The 26,499-nt window shown below is 72.9% G+C and carries 21 protein-coding genes; 6 read left to right on the forward strand and 15 right to left on the reverse strand.

Annotated features, from left to right (window positions below; genetic code table 11):
- Window positions 1–22: 22 nt before the first annotated feature.
- The 3 genes from ABD329_RS12810 to speB are packed head-to-tail and all read right to left on the reverse strand — an operon-like array spanning window position 23 to window position 3,171.
- On the reverse strand, window positions 23–667 hold the full coding sequence (locus ABD329_RS12810; RefSeq protein ID WP_344316366.1) for a cyclase family protein: 645 nt from the start codon (window positions 665–667) through the stop codon (window positions 23–25).
- Between the two features lie 7 nt (window positions 668–674).
- Window positions 675–2,216: a purine-cytosine permease family protein gene (locus tag ABD329_RS12815; protein ID WP_198280112.1), complete on the reverse strand. Its 1,542-nt coding sequence runs from the start codon at window positions 2,214–2,216 to the stop codon at window positions 675–677.
- Complete coding sequence (gene speB, locus ABD329_RS12820; RefSeq protein WP_198280111.1) at window positions 2,209–3,171, reverse strand: agmatinase; 963 nt, start codon at window positions 3,169–3,171, stop codon at window positions 2,209–2,211. The genes ABD329_RS12815 and speB overlap by 8 nt, the downstream gene beginning before the upstream one ends.
- 110 nt (window positions 3,172–3,281) lie before the next feature.
- Between speB and ABD329_RS12825 the strand changes: the two genes are divergently transcribed.
- Window positions 3,282–4,742, forward strand: a complete 1,461-nt coding sequence (locus ABD329_RS12825; protein WP_309142866.1) for a PucR family transcriptional regulator — start codon at window positions 3,282–3,284, stop codon at window positions 4,740–4,742.
- A 26-nt stretch (window positions 4,743–4,768) separates the two neighbouring features.
- Here the strand turns inward: ABD329_RS12825 and ABD329_RS12830 are convergent, their stop codons facing one another.
- The 5 genes from ABD329_RS12830 to ABD329_RS12850 form a co-directional block, all read right to left on the reverse strand.
- Window positions 4,769–5,656: a class I SAM-dependent methyltransferase gene (locus ABD329_RS12830; RefSeq protein ID WP_425574324.1), complete on the reverse strand. Its 888-nt coding sequence runs from the start codon at window positions 5,654–5,656 to the stop codon at window positions 4,769–4,771.
- Complete coding sequence (locus tag ABD329_RS12835; RefSeq protein ID WP_198280109.1) at window positions 5,653–7,257, reverse strand: PucR family transcriptional regulator; 1,605 nt, start codon at window positions 7,255–7,257, stop codon at window positions 5,653–5,655. The genes ABD329_RS12830 and ABD329_RS12835 overlap by 4 nt, the downstream gene beginning before the upstream one ends.
- 96 nt (window positions 7,258–7,353) lie before the next feature.
- Window positions 7,354–8,748 carry an NAD(P)/FAD-dependent oxidoreductase gene (locus ABD329_RS12840; protein WP_198280108.1) on the reverse strand — a complete coding sequence of 465 codons (1,395 nt, stop codon included), beginning with the start codon at window positions 8,746–8,748 and terminating at the stop codon, window positions 7,354–7,356.
- A gap of 111 nt (window positions 8,749–8,859) precedes the next feature.
- Window positions 8,860–9,525, reverse strand: coding sequence for an HAD-IA family hydrolase (locus ABD329_RS12845; protein WP_344316367.1), 666 nt, complete (start codon window positions 9,523–9,525; stop codon window positions 8,860–8,862).
- Window positions 9,526–9,579: 54 nt separating this feature from the next.
- Window positions 9,580–10,959, reverse strand: a complete 1,380-nt coding sequence (locus ABD329_RS12850; RefSeq protein WP_198275415.1) for an MFS transporter — start codon at window positions 10,957–10,959, stop codon at window positions 9,580–9,582.
- 332 nt (window positions 10,960–11,291) lie between these two features.
- Between ABD329_RS12850 and ABD329_RS12855 the strand changes: the two genes are divergently transcribed.
- Complete coding sequence (locus ABD329_RS12855) at window positions 11,292–12,263, forward strand: D-2-hydroxyacid dehydrogenase (RefSeq protein ID WP_198275416.1); 972 nt, start codon at window positions 11,292–11,294, stop codon at window positions 12,261–12,263.
- 37 nt (window positions 12,264–12,300) lie between these two features.
- Here ABD329_RS12855 and ABD329_RS12860 read toward each other — a convergent pair whose 3' ends face one another.
- Window positions 12,301–13,905, reverse strand: a complete 1,605-nt coding sequence (locus ABD329_RS12860; protein ID WP_246618194.1) for a CocE/NonD family hydrolase — start codon at window positions 13,903–13,905, stop codon at window positions 12,301–12,303.
- 253 nt (window positions 13,906–14,158) lie between these two features.
- Between ABD329_RS12860 and ABD329_RS12865 the strand changes: the two genes are divergently transcribed.
- The gene (locus ABD329_RS12865; RefSeq protein WP_309142615.1) at window positions 14,159–14,881 is read left to right on the forward strand and encodes a TetR/AcrR family transcriptional regulator C-terminal domain-containing protein; all 723 of its coding nucleotides are present in this window, start codon (window positions 14,159–14,161) and stop codon (window positions 14,879–14,881) included.
- 89 nt (window positions 14,882–14,970) lie between these two features.
- On the opposite strand, the gene ABD329_RS12870 is transcribed toward ABD329_RS12865, so the two are convergent.
- Window positions 14,971–15,429: an RrF2 family transcriptional regulator gene (locus tag ABD329_RS12870; RefSeq protein WP_198275418.1), complete on the reverse strand. Its 459-nt coding sequence runs from the start codon at window positions 15,427–15,429 to the stop codon at window positions 14,971–14,973.
- A gap of 33 nt (window positions 15,430–15,462) precedes the next feature.
- Window positions 15,463–16,659 carry an acyl-CoA dehydrogenase family protein gene (locus ABD329_RS12875; RefSeq protein ID WP_198275419.1) on the reverse strand — a complete coding sequence of 399 codons (1,197 nt, stop codon included), beginning with the start codon at window positions 16,657–16,659 and terminating at the stop codon, window positions 15,463–15,465.
- A gap of 162 nt (window positions 16,660–16,821) precedes the next feature.
- Here ABD329_RS12875 and ABD329_RS12880 point away from each other — a divergent pair, with 162 nt between their 5' ends.
- Window positions 16,822–19,851 carry a SpoIIE family protein phosphatase gene (locus ABD329_RS12880; protein WP_309142616.1) on the forward strand — a complete coding sequence of 1,010 codons (3,030 nt, stop codon included), beginning with the start codon at window positions 16,822–16,824 and terminating at the stop codon, window positions 19,849–19,851.
- A gap of 24 nt (window positions 19,852–19,875) precedes the next feature.
- On the opposite strand, the gene ABD329_RS12885 is transcribed toward ABD329_RS12880, so the two are convergent.
- The gene (locus ABD329_RS12885) at window positions 19,876–20,616 is read right to left on the reverse strand and encodes an SDR family NAD(P)-dependent oxidoreductase (RefSeq protein ID WP_198275420.1); all 741 of its coding nucleotides are present in this window, start codon (window positions 20,614–20,616) and stop codon (window positions 19,876–19,878) included.
- 215 nt (window positions 20,617–20,831) lie between these two features.
- On the opposite strand from ABD329_RS12885, the gene ABD329_RS12890 reads away from it, so the two are divergent.
- Both ABD329_RS12890 and ABD329_RS12895 read left to right on the forward strand, forming a co-directional pair.
- Entirely contained in the window at window positions 20,832–21,650 is an 819-nt protein-coding gene (locus tag ABD329_RS12890; protein ID WP_309142617.1) for an SDR family NAD(P)-dependent oxidoreductase, read from the forward strand.
- 95 nt (window positions 21,651–21,745) lie between these two features.
- Window positions 21,746–23,410, forward strand: a complete 1,665-nt coding sequence (locus tag ABD329_RS12895) for an IlvD/Edd family dehydratase (RefSeq protein WP_246618196.1) — start codon at window positions 21,746–21,748, stop codon at window positions 23,408–23,410.
- A gap of 57 nt (window positions 23,411–23,467) precedes the next feature.
- On the opposite strand, the gene ABD329_RS12900 is transcribed toward ABD329_RS12895, so the two are convergent.
- From ABD329_RS12900 to ABD329_RS12910, 3 genes are all read right to left on the reverse strand, one after another.
- On the reverse strand, window positions 23,468–24,478 hold the full coding sequence (locus ABD329_RS12900) for an alpha/beta hydrolase fold domain-containing protein (protein WP_198275422.1): 1,011 nt from the start codon (window positions 24,476–24,478) through the stop codon (window positions 23,468–23,470).
- Window positions 24,479–24,610: 132 nt separating this feature from the next.
- On the reverse strand, window positions 24,611–25,363 hold the full coding sequence (locus ABD329_RS12905) for a TIGR03943 family putative permease subunit (RefSeq protein WP_198275423.1): 753 nt from the start codon (window positions 25,361–25,363) through the stop codon (window positions 24,611–24,613).
- Entirely contained in the window at window positions 25,360–26,403 is a 1,044-nt protein-coding gene (locus tag ABD329_RS12910; protein ID WP_198275424.1) for a permease, read from the reverse strand. The genes ABD329_RS12905 and ABD329_RS12910 overlap by 4 nt, the downstream gene beginning before the upstream one ends.
- Between the last annotated feature and the right edge of the window lie 96 nt (window positions 26,404–26,499).

Below are 26,499 nucleotides of genomic sequence, written 5' to 3' on the forward strand. Positions count from 1 at the left end.
TTGCGTGCCTTGCGTGGGTGGTTCAGCCGACGCGGGCCACGGCCCGTACCGGGGCGCCGTCGGCGGCGGGGAGCCGCAGCGGCAGCAGGGAGACCTCGATGGGCTCTCCCGCCGTCTGCGCGTCGAGCAGGGGGTCGAGACCGGTGAGGTTCTCGACGATGACGGCGTGGGCGCCGCACAGGATCCGGTGGGCGGGGAGGTCGTCGGCGGGGGTGGCGTCGACGCTCAGCGCGTCGATGCCGACGGTGCGGATCCCGGCGTCCACCAGGAGTTCGGCGGCCTCCGGGGTGAGATACGGATGGGCGAGGTAGTCGTCGTGGCCCCAGTGCCGCGACCAGCCGGTGGCCACCAGCACGATGGCCCCGGCCCGCAGCCGGCCCTCGAACAGGGACGGCCCGAGCGGTGTCCTGGGCTCCGCGCCACGGGCGTCCACCACCACCGCCCGGCCCCAGAAGCGCTCCAGGGGCAGCCGGTCCAGGGTGGGCAGCGCGTCGTCGATGTGGAACGGGGCGTCGACATGGGTGCCGGACTGCGACCCCATGTCCAGGTGCAGCACGTTCACCCCGTCGGCGGCGACGCTCAGGGCGGGGGCGATGGCCACCCGCGGATCGCCGGGGTAGACCGGCATGTCCGTGGCCAGGGGCACGGAGAGGTCGATGAGGCGCACGGTGGCCTCACGCCCCTTCCGCCACCGCGGGCACGGGCGCGCCGGCCTCCGTGGTGATCGGCGGTACGGGCGCGTCCGAGGCGCGGACCAGCCGCGGCCCCTCGGGCCCGTACACCTCGCGCGGCTCGGGGAAGAGCCACAGCAGGGCCAGATAGAGGAGCGAGGCGGTGGCGAGGCCCACCGGGAGCGAGATGTCCGCGCCGTCGACCAGATCGCCGCACGGCCCGACGAACTGGCCGGGGACGTTGACGAAGAGCAGGGCGAGCACCGCCGCGGTGAGCCAGGCGCCCATGCCACGCCAGTTCCAGCCGTGGTGGAACCAGTAGCGGCCGCCGCGCTGGCGCCGGTTGAACACCTGGAGCGAATCGGGGTCGTACCAGCCGCGCCGGGTCACATAGCCGAGCACCATGATGATCATCCAGGGGGCGGTACAGGTGATGATCAGCGTGGCGAAGGTGGAGATGGACTGGGACAGATTGGCGGCGAACCGGCCCAGGAAGATGAACCCGATCGAGAGCACCCCGACGAACAGCGTGGCCTGCACCCGGCTGAACCGGGTGAACACGCTGGAGAAGTCCAGGCCGGTGCCGTAGAGCGAGGTGGTGCCGGTGGACAGGCCGCCGATGAGCGCGAGCAGGCACACCGGCAGGAAGTACCAGCCGGGCGAGATGGCCAGCAGTCCGCCGACGTAGTTCGGCGCACCCGCGTCCATGTACGGCGCGGCCTTCTTGGCGATGATCGAGGCGGTGGCCAGGCCGAAGAAGAACGGCAGGACGGTGGCGATCTGCGAGGCGAACGCCGCCGCGACGACCTTGCGGCGCGAGGTGTCGGCGGGGATGTAGCGCGCCCAGTCGCCGAGGAAGGCGCCGAAGGACACCGGGTTGGACAGCACGATCAGCGCCGAGCCGATGAACGCGGGCCAGAACCCGGCCGTGGACGCCGAGGGGAACATCCCCTGGTAGCCGGGGTCGAAGTCCCCCACGAAGGCGAAGAAGCCGAGGACGAACAGCGTCGAGGCCGCCACCACCGCGATCTTGTTGACGAAGAGCATGAACCGGAAGCCGTACACGCACACCGTCAGCACCAGCGCCCCGAAAACACCGTAGGCGAGCGCGAACACACCGTCGTTCTGTGGCACGCCCATCAGCCGGTGGGCGCCGCCGACCAGCGCGTCACCGGAGGACCACACCGAGATGGAGAAGAACGCGATGGCGGTGAGCAGCGACAGGAAAGAGCCCACGATCCGCCCGTGCACTCCCAGGTGCGCCGAGGAGGAGACCGCGTTGTTGGTGCCGTTGCACGGGCCGAACACCGCGAGGGGGGCGAGGATCAGGGAGCCGCCCAGCACGCCCAGCAACGTTGCCGCCAGGCCCTGCCAGAAGGAGAGCCCGAAAAGGATCGGAAACGCGCCGAGCACACAGGTGGCGAAGGTGTTGGCGCCACCGAACGCGACGCGGAACAGGTCGAAGGGGGTCGCGCTGCGGTCCGCGTCGGGGATGCGCTCGACGCCGTAGCTCTCGACCTCGGTCAGTGCCGGGGACTCACTCATCCGTCTTCTCCCGCTTCCCTTGCAGTGCGAGCAGGCTGATCAGGTCGTAGGCGACGTGGGAGGCCGCGACCGAGGTGATCTCGGCGTGGTCGTAGGCGGGCGCCACCTCCACCACGTCCGCGCCGATCAGACGGCATCCGGCCAGGCCGCGCAGGATCTCCAGGAGCTCGCGGGAGGTCAGGCCGCCCGCCTCGGGGGTGCCGGTGCCGGGGGCGTGGGCCGGGTCGAGGCAGTCGATGTCGATGGAGATGTACAGCGGCCGGTCGCCGATGCGCTGGCGCAGCTGGTCGGCCACTTCGTCGGCGCCGCGCCGGTAGACATCGGCGGAGGTGACGATGCCGAAGCCCAGCTTCTCGTCCTCGGTGAGGTCCTGCTTACCGTACAGCGGGCCGCGGGTGCCGACGTGCGAGAGGGCGGAGGTGTCGACGATGCCCTCCTCCACCGCCCGGCGGAACGGGGTGCCGTGGGTGTGCTCGGCGCCGAAGTAGGTGTCCCAGGTGTCCAGGTGGGCGTCGAAGTGGAGCACCGCTACCGGGCCGTGCCTCGTTGCGGCGGCGCGCAGCAGCGGGAGCGCGATGGTGTGGTCGCCGCCGATGGTGACCAGGCGGGTTCCTTCGGCCTGGAGGCTGCCCGCGGCGTCCTGGATGGTCTCGATGGCCTCGCCGATGTCGAAGGGGTTGACGGCGATGTCACCGGCGTCGGCCACCTGCTGGGTGGCGAACGGGGACACGTCCAGGCCCGGGTGGTAGGGGCGCAGCAGCCGGCTGGCCTCGCGGACCGCGGCGGGTCCGAAGCGGGCGCCGGGGCGGTAGGAGACACCGCCGTCGAACGGGACGCCCACCACCGCCACGTCGGCCCCCGCGACCTCGTCGAGGCGGGGCAGCCTGGCGAAGGTGGCCGGGCCGGCGAAGCGCGGGACCCGGGAGGAGTCGACGGGCCCTCGGGGTTCGGTCATGGTGTTGCAGTCCCTTCTTGACGTGCGCCGGTGGGGTCCGGTCGAGCGAGTCTGCACAGCGGAGGAACCGCGCGACAATCGTTGCTGAGACAAAGAGTTAGGCTCAATTTGTGGTGAACAACAAAGAGCAGGGTGTGACGGTCGACGATCTGCTGTCGTATCCGGCCCTTCAGCTGCGGTTGATCGCGGGTGGCGCGGGGCTGCACCGCTCGGTGTCCTGGGCGCATGTGAGCGAGCTGGACGACCCCACGCCCTGGCTGCTCGGCTCCGAGATGATCATGACGACGGGGATAGCGATGCCCCGCTCGGCGGCCGGGCAGCGGGCCTATCTGGAGCGGCTGGACGACGCCGGGGTGGCCGCCCTCGCGGTCTCCGCCCAGCTGCGGATGCCCCCGCTGCGCCGGGCGTTCTTCGACGCCGCCGAGGAGCGGGGGATGCCGGTCCTGGAGATCCCGCTGGCCGTGCCGTTCATGGCGGTGGCGCAGGAGGTGGCCGCCGCCGTCCAGGAGGACGCCCGCCACCGGCTGGGCGCCCAGCTCCAGGTGTTCGGCGCGCTGCGCTGGCTGACCTCGGAGAACCTGGACACCGCGACGCTGTTCGGCCGGCTGGAGAAGCTGTCCGGTTACGACATCTATCTGTGCACCACCCAGGGCAGGCCGCTGCTGCCGGGGGTGCCCGCGCCCGACGCGTCGGTGATCCCCGGTTCGGCGGACGCCCCGCCGACCATCCCCGGTGGCTTCGCCCTCCCGGTCCCCTCCCCCGGTGGCCCGGCGGGGTTCCTCATCGCCTTCGAACGGGAGGGCGCGCGCCCGGCCGGGCTCGCCGTGGTGCAGCACATCGCCACGGTGGCCGCCTTCCAGCTCGCCATGGTCCGCACCGAGCGGGAGACGCTGCGCCGCGAGGGCGCGGAGATCCTCGCCGAGCTGCTCCAGGGCGCGCTCGAACCGGCGGTGGCGCGGCGCCATCTGCTGCGCCACTCCATCGAGGGCGAGACCGTGCTGGCGGTGGTCAGGGGGGTCACCGAGGACGCCGTGCTGCGGGCGCTGGAGGACCAGCCGTGTCTGCTGCTCAAGCGCGGTGCGGACCGCTATCTGCTCGGCTCGCCCGACCTGGGCGAGGCGGTCGAGTCCCTGCCGGGTGTGGCCGCCGGGATGAGCCGCCCGTTCAGCCCCGGTTCCCCGCTGCGGATCGCCCAGCGCGAGGCGCTGTGGGCGGCCTCCCACGCCGTCGCGTCCGGCCGTGCCCTGGTGCGGTACGGCGACGATGTGACCGGCCGCTGGCTGCCCGACGACCCGGCCGCGCTCACCGACCTGGTCGAGCATGTGCTGGGCGAGGCGCTGCGCTACGACACCGGCCACGGCTCACGGCTGCTGACGTCGGTGCGCACCTGGATGGAGCGCGACCGCCGTACGGACGAGGCGGCGGCGGCGCTCCATGTGCACCCCAATACGCTCGCCTACCGGCTGCGCCGCTTCAGCGAGCTGACCGGCCGCGATCTGTCCACCACGGGTGCGTTCGCCGAGGTCTGGCTGGCGATCCGGGCGGCGAGCCAACTCGGTCTGCTCGACTGAGCGCGGCTCCTCGGAACGTTCGGCGCTCAGTCCGGACGCCGCCCCCAGCACGTGATGAGCGGGGCGGTGGTGACGTCCATGCCCTCGCCGCGCAGATGGTCCAGATGGCGCTCGATCTCCTCCTCGGTGGCCAGGCCGCCCGCCACCAGCCGTCCGCGCAGCTGACGCACGGTGGCCGCCTCCAGCTCCCGGCAGGCCGGGGAGGTCAGCGGGAAGCAGCCCTCGGCGCGTACGTCGTGCAGCCCGGCGCCGCGCAGCAGGGCGGGCAGGGTGCGGCCGAAGGAGAGGTCCACACCGCGCTCGGCGAGCAGCGCGCGGAACCCGCGGCGGATCCGGTTGGCCAGCTCCTCGGCCGGGCCGCGCTCATCGGGGCAGGCCAGGGGCTGGAGCGCCGGGTCCGCGTCCTCCACCACCAGCCATCCGCCCGGCCGCACCGCCCCGGCCATCCGCCGCAGCGCCTCGGCCCGGTCGGGCAGATGCACCAGTACCAGCCGGACGTGGACGAGGTCGAAGCCGTCGCCCGGCGGCTCGTCGCGGGCCACGTCGTGGCGCCGCACCTCGATCGGCCCGGTGGCCGGGCCGGACAGCTCCGTAAGAGCCTGTGTCACATCCCCGGCCGGATCAGCGTGCGTGCCAGACGCCGCACGCCCGGCCGGGGATGTGACACAGGCTCTCAGCCAGGAGGTGTCGATGTCGGTCACCAGCACCCGCCCGGTGGGCCCGACCCGCTCGGCGAGGGCGGTGGGCACCGAGGGCCCGCCCGCTCCCACCTCCCAGCAGCGCCATCCGGCGGCCAGGCCGAGCTGGTCGAGGTGGTCCAGGGTCCACGGGTCGAAGAGCTCGGCCAGCGCGTCGAAGCGCCGGCCGGCCTCGCGCTGCCGGTTGTCCAGCAGATAGCCGGTCTCGGATGTCATGCGTCCCATCCTCCCGCGCCGGCCGCCGTCAGCGTGTCCAGGGCGGTGACGGCGACATGGAGCTGGGTGCGCTGCACACCGGACTCCAGGTCGCGGCCGAGGAGCCGTTCTATGGTGTGCAACCGCTGGTAGAACGCCTGGCGGGACAGGCCGATCTGTTTGGCGGCGATGGACTTGTTGCCCGCGGCAAGGTAGTGGCGCAGCGTGGTCAGCAGATCGCCCGCGTGGCGCTCGTCGTACTCGATCAGCCTGCCCAGCTGGTGCTCGACATACCTTTGCACACGGATGTCATCGCGGAGCGCGTACAGCAGCTCGGACAGTCCGACGTCGGAGGGCACATGGAACGGCCGGTGCGGGGTGGTGGGGCCGATGGCGTCCACGACCTCCTCGGCCTCCCGGAACGCCCTCGCCACCTGGTCGATCTCGGTCACCCCCGGTCCGACCGCCACCACCGCCGGCGCGCCCAGCGTCTCCTCGGTGAGCCGGCTGACCCGCTCCACCACCGGCTGCCAGGCGCTGGCCCGGGCCAGGGCGAGCAGCACGCCGGTCCGGTCCGGGGAGAGCCTCCCCACCAGGGCCCGGATGCCGGAGCCCTGGAGGGCGTCGGCGAGCCGGTCGTCCAGGCCCGTCTCGTCGGCGGTGGCGCCGTGGTGGCCGATGGCGAGGGCGATGAGGCGGTGGCCGACGACCGGTATGCCGAGGGCCTCGATGCGGATGCGTGCCTCGGTGCGGCCGCGGTAGCTCCAGCGCAACAGCTCCAGCAGGGCGCAGGTGTGGGCCTGGCGGTCCCACTGGGTGTGGCCGGTCAGCCGGGCGAGGGTGAGTGCGGTGGCGGCGCGCCCCAGGATCATGGTGTGTTCCGGGTCGGCCGCGGGGGCGGTCGCGTTCGGCACCGCCACCAGCCGCCCCCAGCGCCGGCCGTTGTGCTCGACGGAGGCCACCAGCCAGCCCTCGGGGCCGCTGATCCGCGTGGTGTCGGGGGTCGGCGTGGCGCGGGAGCGGCGCTGCCACGCCTCCAGGATCTGGCCGGCCGCGCCGCCCGCCGTACCGGAGAACACCGCGTGGTGCAGCAGGTTCTCCAGAACCACCGGGCGGCCCATCAGATCGGCGGCGGCGCGCACCAGCTCCTTCGGCTCGGCGTTGCGCAGCGTGAGCCCGGTGAAGATCTCGTGCACCTGCTGGGAGCGGCGCAGCAGCTCGCCCTGTGCGTCGAGGATCAGCGCGTGGACGTTCTGGGTCACCTCGATGAAGCGGATGCCACGGGACAGGACGATCAGGGGGAGGTCCCGGGCGCGGCAGGCGGCCACCAGGTCCGGCGGCGCCTGCTGGTAGCGGCGGCCGAGCTCCACCACGAGCCCCGCGGCGCCGATGTCGGCCAGCTGGTCCACATAGCCGCGCAACCGGCTGGGGTCGTTGGGCTGGGGCATGCCGGTGGTCAGTACGAGCTCCCCGCCTTCGAGGAACGAGGCGGGGTCGAGCAGCTCGGTGACGTGCACCCAGCGGACCGCACGGGTCAGCTGCTCCTCACCGGCCATCACACGGGGAAGTCCCGCGACGATGACGGGAAGACGCAGGACGTCGGCAACCGTGAGCAACGGCATCTGGACGGACTCCCTCCGGATACCGCTCATCATCGCAGAGCCGGGCCGCCGCGCCCAGGGCCGTCGGACCGGGGCCGGGCGCGGCGGCACCCGGCCTCACGGGCGGCGTGCGATGAGGTCGGCGATGGTGGCGATGGGTGAGGTACGGACACGTCCGCCCGCCTCGTGGCGGTCGGCGAGGCGGTAGGCGGTGTACAGGCCGCGCACCCCCAGCCAGCGGAACGGCTCGGGCTCCCAGGTGCCCGGGGCGTGGCCGGTCCACGGCAGCCGGGTGAGCCGGGTGTCGCGGGCCAGGACCAGATCGGTGAGGGTGCGGGCGGCCAGATTGGTGGAGGTGACGCCGTGGCCGACGTACCCACCGGCCCAGCCGAGCCCGGTGGCCCGGTCCAGGCCGACCGTGGCGGACCAGTCGCGGGGCACGGCCAGCACCCCGCACCAGGCGTGGTCCACCCGGGCCCCGGCCGTCTGCGGCAGCATCCGCTCCAGGGTCCCGGTGAGCTGGCCGATCGTGCGCTCGCCGACCCGCCCCCCGTTGTCGGTGCGCGAGCCGAAGCGGTAGGGCACCCCGCGCCCGCCGATCGCGATCCGGTCGTCGGCGGTGCGCTGGGCGTACATATGGCCGTGGGCGGTGTCCCCGAGGGTCTCCCGGCCCTCCCAGCCGATCTCCCGCCAGATCCGCGCGGGCAGCGGCTCGGTGACGATCATGGAACTGTTCATGGGCAGCCAAGTGCGCCGGTGCCCCTTGAGGGACGCGGTGAACCCCTCGGTGGCCCGGAGCACGACGGGGGCCCGTACGGTGCCGTGCGCGGTGATCGCCCGGCCCGGTTCGATGGCGGTGACCGGGGACTTCTCATGGATGGTGACACCGAGCCGCTCGACGGTGTCGGCGAGGCCGCGGACCAGGGCGGCCGGCTGCAACCGGGCGCAGTGCGGGGTGAAGGCGGCGGCGGTGACCCCGTCGATACGGATGCGCGCCGCGGATTCGGCGGGGGTGAGCAGCACCGAGTCGGCCACCCCCCACTCATGGTCCTGCTCGACCTTGTGGCGCAGCCGGGTGGCCTGGGCGGGGGTGCGGGCGACGCGCAGGGTGCCGCCCTTGACGATGTCCGCGTCGATGCCCTCGCGGGCGGCCACGTCGATCACCTCGTCCACCGCCTCGTTCATGGCCCGCTGCCAGTCCAGGACCGCGGGCCCGCCGTAGGCCCTGGCCATCCGGTCGCGGGCGCCCGGGATCAGTCCGGAGGCCCAGCCGCCGTTACGGCCCGAGGCGCCGAATCCGGCGAACTCGGCCTCCAGGACGGTGATCCGGAGACCGGGGTCGGCGTGTTTGAGGTAGTACGCGGTCCACAGCCCGGTCAGTCCGGCGCCGACGACGCATACATCCGCGTCGCGGTCGCCGGGCAACGCCGGGCGGGGGGTGGGGAGTTCGGCGAACCAGTGGGCGACGCGGCCGTTGACCGGTGCCGGACGGCCGGCCGTGGTGGCGGTCATGGATTCCCTTCGCGGCGAAGAGCGGTGGGGTGGGTGGCGGTGGAGTGGGTGGCGGTGGGGCCGGGGGCTGGGGTCCTTCTTCCACGGAGATCCGCCGGAAGGGCCCCAGGGTCAGACGCCGAGCAGCGGGGGCAGCTCGGACAGGTCCTTGATCTCCTCGTACGGCTGGAAGGCGTCCGAGCCGGGGAAGCCGTAGCGGTTCACCCAGATCCGCCGCATGCCCGGGTACCGCTTGGTCGGCATGATGTCGTACTCCCAGCCCTGGGCGGTGTGGATGATGTCCTCGGGACCGCGGCCGGTGGCCGTCATGAGGTACTCGAACGCCTGCGGCAGCGGCTTGTAGGCACCGGCCTGCTCGGCGGTGAGCACATGGTCGAAGTCCACGCCCAGCGCCTCGACGGCGTAAGTGATCAGGTCGTCCTCGCTGTTGGAGAGGATCGCGATGTCGTACTCGCCCTTGAGGCGGCGCAGTGCGTCGGGGACCTCGCGGAAGGGGACGAACTTCTTGATGGCCTCGATCAGCGCCTCGCCGTCCTCGTCCCGGTACTCCAGGCCGTGCAGCGTCATGACATTGCGCAGGGTGCGGCGGACGACTTCCCGGTAGGGCAGGTACTCGTCCAGGACGCCCTGGAAGCGCATCACATACGCGTCGTGGTGGAACCGATCGGGGTCCACGCCGAGTTCGGCGAGGCGGTCCTTGACGATCTCATGGGTGGCGGTGCGGGTGTCGAAGTTGATGAGCGTGCGGTAGCAGTCGAAGGAGACCAGCTTGCGCATGGGTGGGTCCTTTCCGGTAAAGGGATTTTGACGGCTCGTCGGGCAGGGGGCGGGTCAGGCGCGGCTGCTGGCTTCGGCCAGGCCGAGGTTCTTGGTCTCGGGGGCGAGGACGACGGACACCACCAGGCCGATGAGCGTGATGGCCACCCCGATGGCGAGGGTGCCGCGGACCCCGAGGTCGGCGGTGGCCATCGGGAGCAGGAAGGTGCTGGAGGCGGAGCCCACCCGGCTCATGGCGGTGGCGACGCCGACGCCGGTGGCCCTCAGGTCGGTGGGGAACAGCTCGCTGGGGTAGACGAACTGGAGTCCGCTGCCCGCGGCCTCGAAGAACTGGAAGGCGGCGAAGAGCGCCACCACCAGGGCCGCGTAGTGCAGTGGCAGCACGGTGAGGGCGATCAGGGAGATGTTGACGCACAGGAAGCTGCCGATGAGCAGCGGACGCCTGCCGACGCGGTTGACCACGACCAGCCCCAGGCCCGTTCCGGCGACCGCGAGCGTGGTGATCAGCGCGCTGGCGCCGAAGGTGCCGGTCACGCCGAACGACTCCAGCATCTGCGGCTGGAAGGACCGCACCGCGAAGGCCGGCGCCACCTGACAGATCCAGAACAGCGAGCAGAACAGCGCGGGGATCCCATAGCCACGGCGGAACATTTCGGCGAGGTTGCCGAGCCCGGAGCCGCCTCGCCGGTCCTGACGGACCTCGGCGAGCAGTTCCTCGGCGCTGACCTCCTGGCCGAGGTGGCGGCGTACGACCTCCCTGGCCTCCTCCACCCGTCCCCGCGAGGCCAGCCAGCGGGGCGACTCGGGCACGCCCGCCCGCAGGAGCAGGAAGAGCACGGCGGGGACCGCGCCGGAGGCGAGCATCCAGCGCCAGTCGTCGTCGCCGGTGCCCAGCAGCAGCCAGCCGGCCCAGAAGCTGACCCCGTACCCCACCCACCAGGCCAGGACCAGCCCGGACAGGGCGGGGCCGCGCATCCGGCGCGGCACCAGTTCGGTGGTGAGGGCCGAGGCGATCGGGTAGTCGGCGCCGATCGCGATGCCGATGAACAGCCGCAGCACCACCAGCTGCCACGCCTCGGTGACGAAGAACTGGAGCGCGGAGCCGATCACGAACGCGACCAGATTGAGCACGTACATCAGATGGCGGCCCACCCGGTCGGTGATCGGGCCGAACACCACACCGCCGAGGAAGACGCCGACGAGGACGGAGGCCGCCACCAGCCCGGTCCACATCGTGTCCAGGTCCAGGGCCGGGGTGATCAGGCTGAGCGCCACCCCCATGATGCCGAGCAGATAGCCGTCGCAGAACGGACCGCCCATGGCGACGGCGACCATTCTGCGGTGGAAGGCGGTGACGGGGGCGTTGTCCAGGGTGGCGGCGGAGCCCTGGAGGGGCTCTCGGGAGGGATCGCGGGAGGTTCTGGGAAGGGACATGCTTGCTTCTCCTGGGGACGAGGAGGGGCGCTGCGGCGCGGGCCGATGCCGGGGCGTGGCGGGCATCGTGGGTCAAGCATTCGGTGGACACGCACGGCGGGGTGGCTCCGGAGCGACCGGTGGCGCGTTCCGGCTGGCCATCACCCTGGTTCAGCCGTCGGCCACCGTCAACGTCCACCGTGTTCCGTCCCTCGTCATCGGGTGGACACTCTGTCCGTTGTCCACCGCCGTGGCCTCGGCCACGCTTGAGGCGTCCGCCCGTACCCGTCACGCCCGTGGGAGCCCCGTCATGACCGATGCCACCGCCGCGGCCGCCGCCGTGGGAGCCGGACGTGGCTGACCGGCTGGTCGTCCTGTACCGGGACCATCTGCCGCCCAACCGGGCGCGGATCGAGTCCCTCGCCGAGACGGTGTACGCCACCGAGGAGGAGCTGCCGCTGTTCCTCCCCGGCGCGGACGCCCTGCTCGCGTGGTGGCCGCTGACCTCCGCGGTGGCCGGCGCCTGGCCGGACGATCCGGCGAAGGCCCCGCGCTGGGTGCATGTGGCGGCGGCCGGGGTGGAGCCGTTCCTCTTCCCCGCGCTGACCGGCAACCCCGAGGTGGTGCTCACCAACGCGCGGGGCGTCTACGACCGGCCCATCGCCGAGTACGTCCTGGGGCTGATCCTCTCCCTCGCCAAGGACTTCCCCGGCACCTGGGAGCATCAGCGCCGCCGGGAGTGGCGGCCCTCGGACAGCGAGCGCATCGGCAACCGTACGGTCCTGGTCTGGGGCACCGGCTCCATCGGGCGGGCCGTCGCCCGGCTGCTGCGCGCGGTCGGCATGCGGGTCAGCGGCGCCGGCCGCACCCCAAGGGCCGCCGACCCGGACTTCGGCGTGGTGCACGGCCCGGCGGGGCTGCGCGCGGCGCTGGGCGAGGCGGACTACGTGGTCCTGGCCGCCCCGCTCACCCCCGCCACCCGTGGCATGGTCGACGCGCCCGTACTGGCGGCGATGAAGCGGGGCGCGCGGCTGGTCAACGTCGGGCGTGGCCCACTGGTCGACGAGCAGGCCCTTGTCGACGCCCTGGCCCAGGGCAGGCTGGCCGGGGCGGCGCTGGATGTCTTCACCCATGAGCCGCTGCCGATGGAATCCCCCCTGTGGGAGATGCCGGGTGTCATCATCTCCCCGCACACCGCGGGCGAGGTCACGGACTGGCGCGCCGACCTGGGCGAACTCTTCCTCGACAATCTGCTGCGACGGCGCGAGGGCCGCCCCCTGCGCAATGTGGTCGACAAGGCCCTCGGCTATGTGGTGGACGGATGAGACGGCCGCTGACGCCCCCCGCGCGCCGGCGACCGTCTCATCGTTCGGCGCGGACCTGAGGCAGCTCCAGCGCCGAGCCCCCGTGCACGGTGATGCGCACGGGCGTGAGGGTGGTCGCGTCGAGCGTCGGCTCGCCGCTTCCGGTGTTGCGGGCGAAACGCGGGTGGGCGCCGCCGCTGAGCTGGAGGCGGACCCGGTGGCCGGGGGCGAAGCGGTGGGCGGTGGAGCTCATCGGCACGGTGACCTCCAGGGGGTGCTCAGGTGTGGTGGGCAGCCGCACCAGCCCGTCGCACACATTGACGGAGCGGCCCTTTTCGTCGACGTCGCAGAGTCGGGCGAAGACATCGGCGTACCCGGTGTCCGTGGAGATCCGCAGCCGTGCGGCCACCGGGCCGAGGACGTCCAGGGGCTCGTCCAGCGGCTCGCTGGTGAACGTCAGCACATCGGGTCGCCCCTCCAGGCCGCCGTTGTCACGGCTCCCGGCGGTGGACGAGAGCAGTGGTCCACCGATGGACGGGGTGGGGTCGGCCGGGTCGTAGCGGAAGGCGGCGAGCGGGACGGATGCCTCGGACGGCTGCCGGACGAGCCGCCCGTCCTCCGCGGGGAACCACTGGCCGGCGGCCGGGGCCGGCGGCCACTCGGCGAGGTCCCGCCAGTGCTCCTGGCCGCCGATGTGCACCCGCACCCCGGTCGGACGCAGCCCCGAGGGGTCGTCGCACAGATGCGCGCGCAGCCAGGCGAGGCTTTCGGCGAAGACCTCCGGCCAGCCCTTCTGGAGCGCTGAGGTGTGGGTCCAGGGGCCGACGAGCAGGGAGGTGTCGCAGCCCGCCCGGCGCAGCCGGCCGTACTGCTCGAAGGTCTGGTCCACCAGCGCGTCATGCCACCCGCTGATCAGACAGGTGGGGACGCGCGAGGTGGCCGCGGCGCCGCCCGTGGACGCGCCCTCCCAGAACGGGTCACCGGCGTCCGGGTGGGACATCACCTCGTCCAGCCAGGGCACCTCGCCCCCGAACCCGCGGACGTACGAGCCACGCAGCGGCAGCGCCCGGGTCATCTCCGCGAGGTGGCGCCGCAGCCGCAGCGTGGCCCGGAGGAAGGGGCCGAACCCCCGGTGCTGGGAGGTCATACCGGAGCCGACGAGCAGCGCGTTCTCCAGTTGCAGGGCGCCGTCGCGGTGGAACAGGGCGTACGGGTCGTGCAGGCCGACCTGCACCACCATCGCCCGTAGCTCCGGCGGCGGGTCCAGGGCGAGCGCCCACTGCACATAGCCGAGATAGCTCGGGCCCACGGTGCCCAGCGCGCCGTCGAACCAGGGCTGGTCACGCAGCCAGTCCACGGTGGCCCGGCCGTCCGCGGCCTCGTTCCGCCAGAAGTGGAACTCGCCGCCCGAGCCACCGGTGCCGCGGCAGGCTTGGAGCACTACATGGAAGCCCTGCTCGGCGAAGAGCACACCGTACATGGGTGACCAGGGCACTCCCCTGCCGTAGGGCGAGCGCACCAGCAGGGTGGGGAAGTCGCCCCGCGCGCGGGGGAAGTAGTGGTCCGTGCGGAGGAGGCTGCCGTCGGCGGCCGGGACCTCGAGGCCCGGCTCCCATCCGGCCTCGTACCGCTTGGCCGGCAGACCGCGCCAGGTCGCCCTCATCATCCGTGCGGACAGCGGCGGCTTGCCCGAGGGCGCGACCCAGGTGGTGCCGGCCCCGCCGTCCGTGGTCCCGGACACTCCGTCGCGCGTGTGTGACGTCATCCCGCGTTCCCCTCCCGCAATCTCGTACCACGTACGAGAATAGTAGATGCTTGGATGGATTCCGCAAGTCGCCATGGCGGGGCGAGTCGCCATGGCGTGGCGAGTCGACATGGCAGGGCGAGTCGACATGCGGGGAAGGAGCGGTCAGGTCGTGGTGCGCGGTGACGGGTCCGACGCCGGAGGCGTCGACCCCCAGCAGCTGTGGCTGGACTCCGGCCGCCCCCGCAAGGGGCGCAAACCCGCCTTCAGCCGGGCGGCGATCACCGCCGCGGCGGTCGCCCTCGCGGACGCGGAGGGAATCGACGCGGTCACCATGCGGCGGGTGGCCTCGGAGGTCGGCGCCGGGGTCATGTCGCTGTACAGCTACGCCCCCGACAAGGAGACGCTGCTCCAGCTGATGGTCGACCATGTGAGCGGCGAGCTGTCACCGGCGGACCCGCTGACCGGCGACTGGCGTGCCGATCTGAAGGCCATCGCCCATGCCCAGCGGGGGCTGATGCTCCGCCACCCCTGGCTGCCCGGCGCGCTGTTCAACCGCCGCTGGTCCCTCGGGCCCAACACCCTGGCCTTCCTGGAACACGCGCTCGCCGCCCTGCGGCCCACCGCGCTGGACGGGGGCGCGAAGCTGGAGGTGTTCAGCCTGATCACAGGCTTCGCCGCCAGGCTCGTCGCCGACGAGATCGCCCAGGCCGCGCTCTCCGCCTCACCCGAGCGGGCCGCCGCAGAAGCCCGCTATCTCGCCGCGGTGGCCGCCGACGGACACCATCCGGAGCTCGCCGAGGCCCTCTCCGCCCCGGTACGCCCGCTCACCCCCGACGCCACGTTCGCCCGGCTGCTCGACCGCATGGTCGACGGCCTGGACGCCGGTTCGTAAGGCGGCCCGGCGCCGGTTCGTAAGGCGGCCCGGCGCCGGTTCGTAAGGCGGCCCGGGCCCCGACGGCCCGAGGGGTGATCGCCCGGCCGCTACGGGTTGGTCCACGCCTCCGGGTCCTCGGCGAGCCCCACGACATCGCCGGGCAGCTTGGCCGCGGCCACCTCCGCGAGGGTCACCTCGCCGAGGATCTTGCGTACGTTGGCCCGTACCGCGATCCACAGCGGCAGCAGCGACTCCGCCGGTCCGCAGTACGACAGCTCGGGCGGGCGCACTCCGCGCACCGACACCAGGGGGCCGTCGACCACCCGGATCACCTCGGCGATGCTGATGGTGTCCGCCGGGCGGGCCAGCCGGTAGCCGCCTTTGCCGCCGCGCTGGCTGGCCACCAGACCGCCCCGGCGCAGATCGCCCAGGATCCCCTCGAGGAACTTGTGCGGGATGCCCTGCGCACCGGCGATCGCCTCGGCCTTGACGGAGGTGTCCTCCCCCGCCACGGCCAGTTCCAACGCCGCACGCACCGCATAGTCCGCCTTCGCCGAGATCCGCATGCGCCGATTATCCGCCCCTTACCCACCGGGCCGTCAGAAGGGCAGGGTGAACGGGGGGTGCTCACCGTTGAGGAAGTAGTCGCCGACCTCGTGGAGCCGGTGGGCGACGGGGTCGTAGAGGGTGTGGGTGCGCGCGTTGCGCCAGAAGCGGTCGAATCCGTAGGCCGAGGAGGCGGAACGGGCGCCGACGACGTCCAGGGCGCGGGCGGTGGCGTCGTGGGCGGCCCGGGAGGCGGCGGCCTCGGCCGCGGCGGCCAGCACGGTGATCTCGGCGCATTCGTCGTCGGTCAGGTCCTCGCCGCGCGCCAGCCCGCCGTCCAGGGCCTCCAGCGCCTGATCGGCGAGGGCGGCGGCGGAGAAGGTGGCGACGGTCAGCTCCCCGTAGGTGGTCAGCGCGTACGGATCGCGCGGGGAGCTGTGCGGCCAGGGCGCGTGCACCGCCCTGGTGTACTCGCGGGCCTCGGCGAGCACCCCCTGCGCGATCCCGAGACATATCTGCGCCGAGACCAGACGGCCGGTCGGCGCGGCCAGCCCACTGAACGGCGAGAGGGTGTCCTCGTCCCAGGAGAGCGGGCCGAGAACCGCGTCGTCCTCGACCGGCACCGCGTCGAACTCCACGCTTCCACCGGCCGCCAGCCGCTGCCCGAAGGTGTCCCCGTCGTCGCCGCCGCACACCACGCCGGGGTGGGCGGTGTCGACGAGCACGGCCAGCGGTTCGCCGGTGTCGGCGTGGGTGACACGGACGGCCAGCCGGTCGGCGACCAGCACGCCGGTGGCGTACCCCTGGCGCCCGTTCACCAGCCGGCCGTCCCTGCCGGAGGTGAGCGTCAGCCGTGGCTCGCGCGGGGTCAGACCGCCGCCCCAGCACCACTGCCCGGCCGCCGACTCGCGCTCCACCCGGGCGGCGAGATCGGCCCCGCCGAAGAAGCGGGCGCTGGAGGACAGCAGGTAGTGGCAGCCGAGCACCTGGCCGATCGCACCGTCGGCCGCGGCGATCTTCCGTACGACCGCGCAGGCCGTGGACCAGCCCGCACCCCCTCCCCCGTGCTCGACGGGGATCAGCAGCGCCAGCAGCCCCGCCTCGCGGAGCCGGGCGATCTCGCCGTACGGCGTCTTGCCGGCCTGGTCGCGGACGACCGCGTCCGTGGCGAGGTCGTCCGCCGCCTCGCCGGCGATCTGTAGCCACCACGCGCGGTCGAGTGTTTCGGCCGCCGCATCCACCACCGTCACGCCCGCTCCCCTCCATCCGGCCGGACTTCATCATTCCCTATTTTTCCAGTAGGGAAAATAGGGAACTTGGGCGGGCGGCGTCCAGTGAGTGATGCCCGGCATATGCCAGTGCTACGTTTGTCCGAGAACGCCCTATTCCGTGAGTGAGGTTCTGGGATGGTGGTGCGGCGCGGAACAGACGCGGCGGGGCGCTCCCACTCATGGGGCGATGAGCGGCTGTCCCTCCTTTCGGCGGTCGGTACGGCGCTCACCGACCGCGAGGTGATGCAGCACGCCCTGGACCAGGCGGTCTCCGAGCTGGGCGGCCTCGCGGGCCTGGTGCACTGGTCCTGCGGCCCGGCCGGGAGTCGTACGCTGCGCCTGGTCCTCGCCAGCGGGCTGCCGCTGCCCGCGCTCGGCGGCTGGGAGGAGATCCGCCAGGACGGGGCCCCGCTCGCCCCCGCCCGAGCCGTGCGGGACGGCCGCTTCGTATGGCTGCCGGCGGCGTCCGGCGAGGCCGCAGGGCCCGTTGGCGAGGCTCCCGGGTCCGGGGGAACCGCCGGGTCCGAGGAGAACAGCCGCACCGCCCCCGGGAGCCTCCCGGCCTCGACCACGGTGGCGTCCGTCCCGCTGACCGGGCCGGACGGTCCGGTGGGCGCGCTGTCCGTCCTCACCGGCCCGCGGGAGCCCACCCCGGAGCAGGCCGCCTTCCTCGAGGCGGTGGGACGCTGGGCGGAGCGCCGTCTCTCGCGCTCGGGGGCCGGGGTCGGCGACTGCGACGCGCACCCCTGGTGGCAGCAGCGGCCAGGGGGCTCGGTGGTCCAGCAGTCCCTGGACGCGGTCAAGGCCGGGTCCTGGGAGTGGAGCATCCACACCGGTGAGATGCGCTGGGACCGGGCGGGGCTGACACTTCTCGGCCTCCCCGGCGGCTACGAGCGGCGGATCGAGAGCTGGCTCAACCTCATCCACCCCGAGGACATGCCGCGGGTGATGGCCGCCACCGAGAAGTCGCTGCGCGAGCGGAGCGGCTATGAGGCCGAGTACCGGGTCCGCCGCCCCGACGGCACCACCGGCTGGGTGCAGAGCCGGGCCCACCTCGAGCTCGACGAGAACGGCGAGCCGGTCCGCATGCTCGGCAAGGTCTGGGACACCACCGAGAGCCGGATGGCCCGGGAGTCGGTGGGGCAGGCGCTGCGGTACATGAGCGACGCGTTCTTCGCGGTGAACCGGGACTGGCGGATCACCTTCCTCAACGTCGAGGCCGAGCGCCTGGTCGGCCCGGCCGGAGAGGTGCTCGGCCGGCCGCTCTGGGAGGGCCCCGCGGGCACGGTCCCCGAGCTGGAGGACCGCTGCCGGCGCGCCGCCGCCGACGGCAGGCCGACCGGGTTCGACATCCGGTGGCCCACCGACGACCGCTGGTATCACATACGGCTGGTCTCGGTACCCGATGGGCTGACGGCCTATCTCACCGATGTCACCGATCGGCGCACCCAGGCCGCGCGGCGTGCGGAGGCCGAGCGCGTCGGTGCCGAACAGGCCGCCCGGATCGGCGAGTTGGGCAACGCACTCGCGGAGGCCGTGACCACCGAGGACGTCGTCCAGGTCATGGCCGCCCATGTGCTGCCGCCGTTCGACGCCTCGGGTCTGCTGATGCTGTGTCTGGAGGGCGGCCGGCTGAACGTGGTGGGGTCCGTGGGCTATCCCCGGGCCTTCCTCAGCAGGGTCGACGGTGTCCCGGCGTTCGGGGGCTACCGTCTGCTCAACGAGGTGCTCGGCTCGCGGCGGCCGCGCTTCATCTCCTCGACCGAGGAGTACGAGCAGCTGTTCCCCGATCTCACCGGCAACCCCGCCATCGCCCGGAAGAACGCCTGGGCCGTGCTCCCCCTGATCGCCTCGGGCAACGCCATCGGCACCTGCACCGTCTCCTTCGACGAGCCCCGCTATCTGTCCCCCGATGAGCGCACCCTGCTCACCGCCCTCAGCGGAATGGCCGCCCAGGCGCTGGCCAGGGCCCGGCTCTACGACACCGAGCACGCCCGCGCCCAGGCGCTCCAGCGCGGTCTGCTGCCCCGGGACCTGCCCTCCCCGGCCGCCCTCACCGCCGCCGTCCGCTATCTGCCCGCCAGCAGCGGTACGGACATCGGCGGCGACTGGTACGACGTGATCCCGCTGTCCGCGGAGCGGGTGGCGCTCGTCATCGGCGATGTGATGGGCCACGGTCTGGCCGAGGCCGCCACCATGGGGCGGCTGCGCACCGCCGTGCACACGCTCGCCAACCTGGAGCTGCCTCCCGAGGAGGTCCTGGCCCATCTGAACGAGGTCGTCAGCGATCTGGGCGACGACTCCTTCGCCACCTGTCTGTACGCGGTGTACGACCCCATCACGGGGTACTGCTCCCTCGCCCGCGCCGGTCATCCGCCGCCCCTGATCGTGCGCCCCGACGGCAGTGTGGAGTGCCTGGAGCCGACGCCCGATCCGCCGCTGGGCGCCGGGGAGCCCCCGTTCTCCACCGTGGATCTGCGGTTGCCCGACGGCAGTCTGCTGGTGATGTACACCGACGGCCTGGTGGAGTCCGCGGCGCGTGACATCGACACCGGAATCGCCGAGTGCACCCAGGTGCTGACCAGCGAGTACGGGCGCCTCCTCACATGTCCACCGCCCCGTCCGCGTACGGGCGGCCGCAGGGCGGTCGGTCGGCACGGCGGGACGGACCACGACCGGCTCGACCGGCTGTGCGACCTCCTGGTCGGGGCCATGCTGCCCACGAAGCGGCTGACCGCCGACGACACCGCCCTGCTGATCGCCCGGCTCCACGGGCTGGCGTCCGGGAACACCGCGGGATGGCCGCTGCCGGAGGACCCGGTGGCCGCCGGTCTCGCCCGCGCCCATGTGCGCGAACAGCTCGAGGCATGGGGCCTCGACGAGTTGGTCATGACCACGGAACTGCTGGCCAGCGAGCTCGTCGCCAATGTCGTCCGGCACGCCAGGGGCCCCACCTGGCTCCGGCTGATCCGCGGCAGATCGCTGATCTGCGAGGTCTCGGACGCCAGCGCCACGACTCCCCGGATCCGCCGGGCCGCCGTGACGGACGAGGGAGGCCGGGGGCTGCAACTGGTCTCCGCGCTCTCGCAGCGCTGGGGCACTCGCTACACCGCGGAGGGCAAGTGCATCTGGACGGAGCAGCCCATCGCGTGGACCGGCGCATCGCCCTGAGGCTGCCGCAGGGGCCGGTGTGCGTCAGCCGATGGCCGGCTCGCCGCCCCTGGTCTCCAGGATGGCGCCGGTGATGTAGCTCGCCCGGGAGGAGACGAGGAAGAGCACGGCTTCGGCGATCTCCTCGGGCGCCGCGGGCCGTTCCAGAACCGTGGCCCGCGCCACGGTCCGCAGGGCCTCCTCCCCCATCTCGGAGGTGCCCGGAGTGCGGACCGGGCCCGAGCGGACGGCGTTGACCCGGACTCCCCGGCCGCCGAACTCATCGGCCCACACCCGGGTCAGCAGCTCCAGCGCCGCCTTCGAGGCGCCGTACGCCCCGGCGGCGCGGGCGGGGACACCGGCGGCGATGGTGCTGAGGTTGACGATGGCTCCGCGGCCCCGGGCGGCCATACCCGGTGCGAGCCGCCCGACCAGCAGAAGCGGCGCACGGGCGTTGATGGCCATATGGACGTCGAACATCTCGGACGAGGTCCCGGCGGTGTCCGCGAACCGGTAGACACCGGCGTTGTTGACCAGGATGTCCACGTCCCCCGCCTCGGCGGCCAGCCGCCGCACATCGTCGGCCTCGGCCAGATCCGCCGCCACGAACCTGGCGGTGGCGCCCGCCGCGGACACCTCCTGGACCACCTCCGCGCCCCGACGCGCGTCCCGGCCGTGGACGACGACCTCGGCCCCCAGCGCGCCCAGCCGCAGGGCCACGGCCCGGCCGATCCCCGCCGTGGCGCCCGTGACCAGGGCCGTGGCACCGGACAGCTCACCACTCATGCGGACACTCCTCACCGTAGGCCGGACACCGCTCCACACCACACGCACCGGATGCTTACCGCACCCATCCCCACCGCGCGGTACGGCTCGCCGTCCCGGGGGCTGAACGGACGTCCGCCCGGAGCCGCCGAATGGCACCGGGCCGACCTCGGCCCCGCCCATACTTCCGATGACACGATCTTCCGTGCGGCGCTCGTCTTTGCTGTACTGCGTGGGTGCGGGAAACAACGTCAACCAGCCATGTCGCCCTGGTGACGGGGGCGAACCAGGGGATCGGCGCCGCGACGGCACGAGCGCTGGCGGCCCGCGGTGTCGCGGTGCTCTGCGCCTATCTGCGCCCGCCACACGGCACCGGCGAGGGGGCCGCCCCGGATCCGTACCACGCCGCGCGATCCACCGACGGTGAAGAAGTCGCGGCGCAGATCCGCCGGGCCGGAGGGCGGGCCGAGGCCGTTGAGGCGGACCTCGGCGACCCGGCGGTTCCGGAGCGGCTCTTCGACCTCGCCGAGGACCGCCTGGGCCCGGTGGACATCCTGGTCAACAACGCCTCGGGGTGGATCCAGGACACCTTCACCCCCGATCCGGCCGACCGGTTCGGCCGACCGCTGCGCCCCGTCACCCCTAAGACGTGGTCCCGGCAGTTCTCGGTGGACGCCATGGCGCCCGCCCTGCTGATCGGCGAGCTGGCCCGCCGCCACCGGGCACGCGGTGCCGACTGGGGGCGAATTGTGGGCCTGACGTCGGGAGGGGAGCTCGGTTTCCCCGGCGAGGTGTCCTACGGGGCGGCGAAGGCCGCACAGACCGACTACACCCTGTCGGCGGCCGCGGAGCTGGCCGGCCTCGGCATCACGGCCAATGTGGTGCGGCCGCCCGTGACCGACACCGGGTGGGTCACCGACGAGGTCCGGCGGTTCGTCGCCGCGAGCGCCACTCATTTCCATGTCGCCGATCCGGCCGAGGTCGCGAAGACCATCGTCTTCCTCGCCTCGGACGAGGCCGCGCTCATCACCGGAAACGTCATCACCCTTCGCTGACAGCGATCGCCAGAGGGAGTGCAGAAGTGACTGACACGGGAACACACGGCCGTCGGCGCAGCGCGGCCTGGTTCGGCGCGGAGGGCCGGTCCGGGATGGTCTACCGGTCCTGGATGCGCAACCAGGGCTATACGAGCGAGGTGTTCGACGGCCGTCCGGTGATCGGCATCGCCACGACGTGGTCGGAGCTGGCGCCCTGCAACAGCCATCTCCAGCGGGTGGCGGAGTCGGTGAAGCGCGGGGTGTGGCAGGCCGGTGGCTTTCCGCTGGAGTTCCCCGCGATGGCGCTGGGCGAGACGCTGATGCGGCCCACCGCGATGCTGTACCGCAATCTGCTGGCCATGGAGGCCGAGGAGCTGATGCGGGCCAATCCGCTGGACGGTGTGGTGCTGCTGTCCGGCTGTGACAAGACCACCCCGGGGCTGCTGATGGCCGCCTCCAGCGTCGATCTGCCGGCCATCATGGTCACCGGCGGCCCGATGCTGAACGGCAAGTACCGGGGCGGGGACGTGGGCTCGGGCACCCAGGTCTGGCGGTTCGAGGCCGAGTTGGCGGCCGGACGGATGACCCAGGAGGAGTGCCACTTCGCCGAGGGCTGCATGGCCCGGTCCAATGGGCACTGCATGACCATGGGCACCGCGTCCACCATGGCGTCGATGGCCGAGGCACTCGGTATGCAGCTGCCCTATTCGGCGAGCTGGCCGGCGGTGGACTCGCGGCGGTACGAGACGGCGCAGCGCGCCGGGCAGCGGATCGTGGCCATGGTGGAGGAGGACCTGCGGCCGTCGCAGATCATGACCCGGGAGGCGTTCGAGAACGCGATCCGGGTCAACGCGGCCATCGGCGGCTCCACCAACGCGGTGATCCATCTGCTGGCCATCGCGGGGCGGCTGGGGGTGCCGCTGGCTCTCGACGACTTCGACGCGCTGGCCCGGGAGGTGCCCACGCTGGTCGATCTACAGCCCTCCGGACGGTTCTTGATGGAGGACTTCTGCTACGCCGGTGGGCTGCCGGTGGTGATGCGCGAGCTGGGCGCGCTGCTGCACCCGGAGGCGACCACGGTGACCGGCCGTACGGTGGCGGAGAACGTCGCCGACGCCGAGTGCTGGAACCGTGAGGTGATCCGGACGCTGGACGACCCCTTCCAGGAGGCGGGCACCGGCACCGCCGTACTGCGCGGCAATCTCGCGCCGGACGGCGCGGTGATCAAACAGTCCGCCGCATCGCGCCATCTGCTCACCCACCGGGGCCGGGCCCTGGTGTTCGACACCCCGGAGGACTACCTCGCGGTGCACGCCGACGAGGATCTGCCGGTGGACGAGAACACCGTGCTGGTGATCCGGGGCAGCGGCCCGCGCGGTTACCCGGGCATGCCCGAGGTGTCCAATGTGGTGCTGCCACCCAAGCTGCTGCGCAAGGGCGTCGAGGACATGGTGCGCGTCTGTGACGGCCGGATGTCCGGCACCGGCTTCGGCACCGTGGTGCTCCACGTGTCGCCCGAGTCCGCCGTCGGCGGCCCGCTGGCGCTGGTGCGCGACGGCGACTGGATCACCCTGGACGTCCCGGCGCGTACGCTGACCCTGGACGTGGGCGAGGAGGAGCTGGAGCGCCGGCGGGCCGCCTGGGAGCCCCCGCCGCCGGTCGCCGACCGGGGCTGGAGCAGGCTCTACACCGAGCATGTGCTCCAGGCGGACCAGGGCCTCGACCTGGACTTCCTGGTCGGCGGCAGCGGACATCCGGTGCCCCGCGAGTCCCACTGACCACTGACTCTCGCGGTCACCGCGCGGTGGCACGTACGGCCACCGCGCGGCCCGCCGTCAGTTGGCCAGGAGCCTGCGCAGCCACCGCAGCCGCGCCTCCCGGGCGTCGCACGAGACGGCCGCCCGCGGTGCCATGCCCGAGAATCCGTGGAAGGCACCCGGCCAGACGTGCAGTTCGGCCTGTCCCCCGGCCCGCCAGATGCGCCCGGCGTAGTCGACGTCCTCGTCGCGGAAGGTTTCCGCGGCCCCCACGTCGATGAACGCGGGAGGCAGTCCGGACAGATCCGTCGCGCGGGCCGGTGCGGCGTAGGGCGATACGTCCTCACCACCGCGTGCGGCGCCGAGCAGCGCGGTCCACCCGGCCTCGTTGGCGGCCCTGTCCCACACCCCGACACCTGCCATCTGCACGGCGGAGGGCGTGTCGTTGCGGTCGTCCAGCATGGGGCACATCAGCAGCTGTCCGAACAGGGCGGGGCCACCGCGGTCCCGGGCCATCAGGGCGACGGCTGCGGCGAGGCCGCCACCCGCGCTGCCCCCGACGACGATGACGCGTCCGGGGTCGATACCCAGCTCGGCGGCGTGTTCGGCCGTCCAGGCCAGACCGGCGTAGCAGTCCTCGACCGGCCCGGGGTGCTGGGTCCCCGGCGCCAGGCGGTACTCGACGGAGACCACGGAGAGCCCCAGTTCCTGGGCGAGGTCGAGCATCTCCGGCACGCCCGTGCGGTTGTCCCCGACCGTCATGCCACCGCCGTGGATGTGGTAGAGCGCCGGCACCTCAGTGGCCGCGTCCGCCAGGCGGCAGATCAGCAGGGAGACGTCCGGCCCGCCCGCCGGGCCGGGAACGGACCGCTCCTCGACCCGGAAGACCCCGTCGCGCTCCAGGGCCTCGTTCGTCACCGGCTCCATGCCGGGCACGTCCTGAGGGGGTGTCGCACCCGGATCGGCCCCGGAGCCGCCGGGCGGCAGGAGCTCATGGATGGCCGCGAGCGCCGTGGCCAGTTCCGGATCGAAGGGCGGCGGTGGCCCGAGCGGTGCCGTGGCCGTCCGGTCCGGCGAGGTCTGCTCCATGGTCGGCTCCCAGGGGGGTGGCAGGAAGAACTCCTGTGGTCGGCCGCCCACTGTCCCAAGATCAGCAGCCGCCCGGCGGATTCTACCGACCGGGTGACGGGGCGGAAGGGCGACCTGACGCAAGGTCAATCATCAGCCGTTCCAGCTCTCGTCGTACGGATCGCGCGGGGCCGGGACCGGCCTGGACCGGCTGACCTCGAGGTACGGGATGGCGCCACCGCCCACCGGGTCCCTGGTCCGCTTGCGGGTGTAGGTGCCGACGACCTGGAGCCAGGTGTCGGGTTCCAGCACCGCGGGGACCCGCCCGGTCAGACCGATCTTGACGGGCTGGGCGTCGGCGGCGCAGCAGTTGAGCGCCATCCGGACGAGGTAGGGGGCGCCGTGGCCGTCGAGGGCGACGAAGCCGGTGATCCTGACCCTCCGGTGCTCCAGGGAGCGCCCGTGGTCGTACACCGCGCGCCCGGCGTAGTCGGCCACATTGAGCGGCAGCGGGTCCCCGGCGGGCAGGGTGGGGAAGCCCCAAGGGCGTTGCAGCGCCGTGCCGGTGTGCATGGCGGTGTACGAGCCGAGCGCGGGCGGCGCCACCAGGATGAGGGCGAACAGCGGGAGCACGAGCAGCCAGGAGACACGCGGTTCCCGGTGGGCGTGGCCGCCTTCGCCCCCACCGCGGCCGTCTCGGCCCTCCCTCACCTCCTCACCGGTCGGGCGCGTCCGCCGCTCGTACCAGACGGTGGCGACGGCGGCCGCCATCAGGACGACACCGGACGCGAGGAGCAACGGACGCAGCCCCGCCTTCACATAGCGCAGATAGAGGTCGGTGGATCCGGCCCGCAGCACCGCCCCGCCGAGCAGGAACAACACGATCGCCTGAGCCTTCCGGTTCACAGCAGCACCGCCCCGACCAGGGTCGACACCAGCACGGCGAGGACGAAGGTGGCGGGCGCGAACCGCAGCGCGAACCCACGGCCGAACGTGCCGGTCTGCATGGCGAACAGCTTCAGGTCGATCATCGGCCCGACGACGAGGAACGCCAGCCGGGCGGTGAGCGAGAACTGCGACAGGGACGCGGCCACGAAGGCGTCGGCCTCGGAGCAGATCGACAACAGCACCGCGAGGACCGCCAGGGCGAGGATCGACACGACCGGGTCATCGGCCGCGCCGCGCAGCCAGCTCGCCGGGACCACGGCCTTGAGGGTGGCCGCGGCCATCGCGCCGACGACGAGGAAGCCACCGGCGTGCATCACATCGTGGCGTACGGACGCCCAGAACGCGGCGCCCTTGCCGTGGCCGTGGAAGGCGGGGCGGTCCGGTGGGCGCAGCCAGTCGGCCCGCCCCAGCCGCTGCCACAGCCAGCCCATCGCACACGCCACGAACAGACTCGCCACGAACCGGGCGAACACCATCTGCGGCTGGCGGGGGAACGCGACCGCGGTGGCGGTCAGCACGATCGGGTTGATCGCCGGGGCGGACAGCAGGAACGCCAGCGCCGCGGCGGGAGTGACGCCCCGCCGCACCAGCGCCCCGGCCACCGGTACGGAGGCGCATTCACAGCCGGGCAGCACCGCCCCGGCCACGCCCGCCACCGGCACCGCGACGGCGGGCCGCCGGGGCAGCGCCCGGGCGAAGAACGACGGCGGGACGAACACCGCGATGAGCGCCGACAGCAGCACCCCGAGCACGAGGAAGGGCAGGGCCTGGAGGACCACCGCGGTGAACACGGTCATCCAGCTCTGCGCCACCGGAGCCGACAGCGCCCGGCGGACCGGTCCCTGCGCGACCACCACCACGAGCAGCAGCATGATGAGGCCGAGGGAGGAATCGAAGCGCCCGCCCCGCGGATCACCCGCGTCGCGGTGGCCGGGCTCGGTCGAGGCCGCTTCGGTAGAGGCCGCTTCGGTAGAGGCCGCTTCGGTCGTGGTGGTCACGGGTGGGATACCTCCGGCGTCGAGGGTGCGTGGCGCGGTTCCCCGCCCCCTCCAGTACGCCGGTTCGGCCCCGTGTGCTCACCGCGGCCACCATGA

Source organism: Streptomyces javensis (genome assembly GCF_039525925.1).
Lineage (GTDB): Bacteria > Actinomycetota > Actinomycetes > Streptomycetales > Streptomycetaceae > Streptomyces > Streptomyces asiaticus.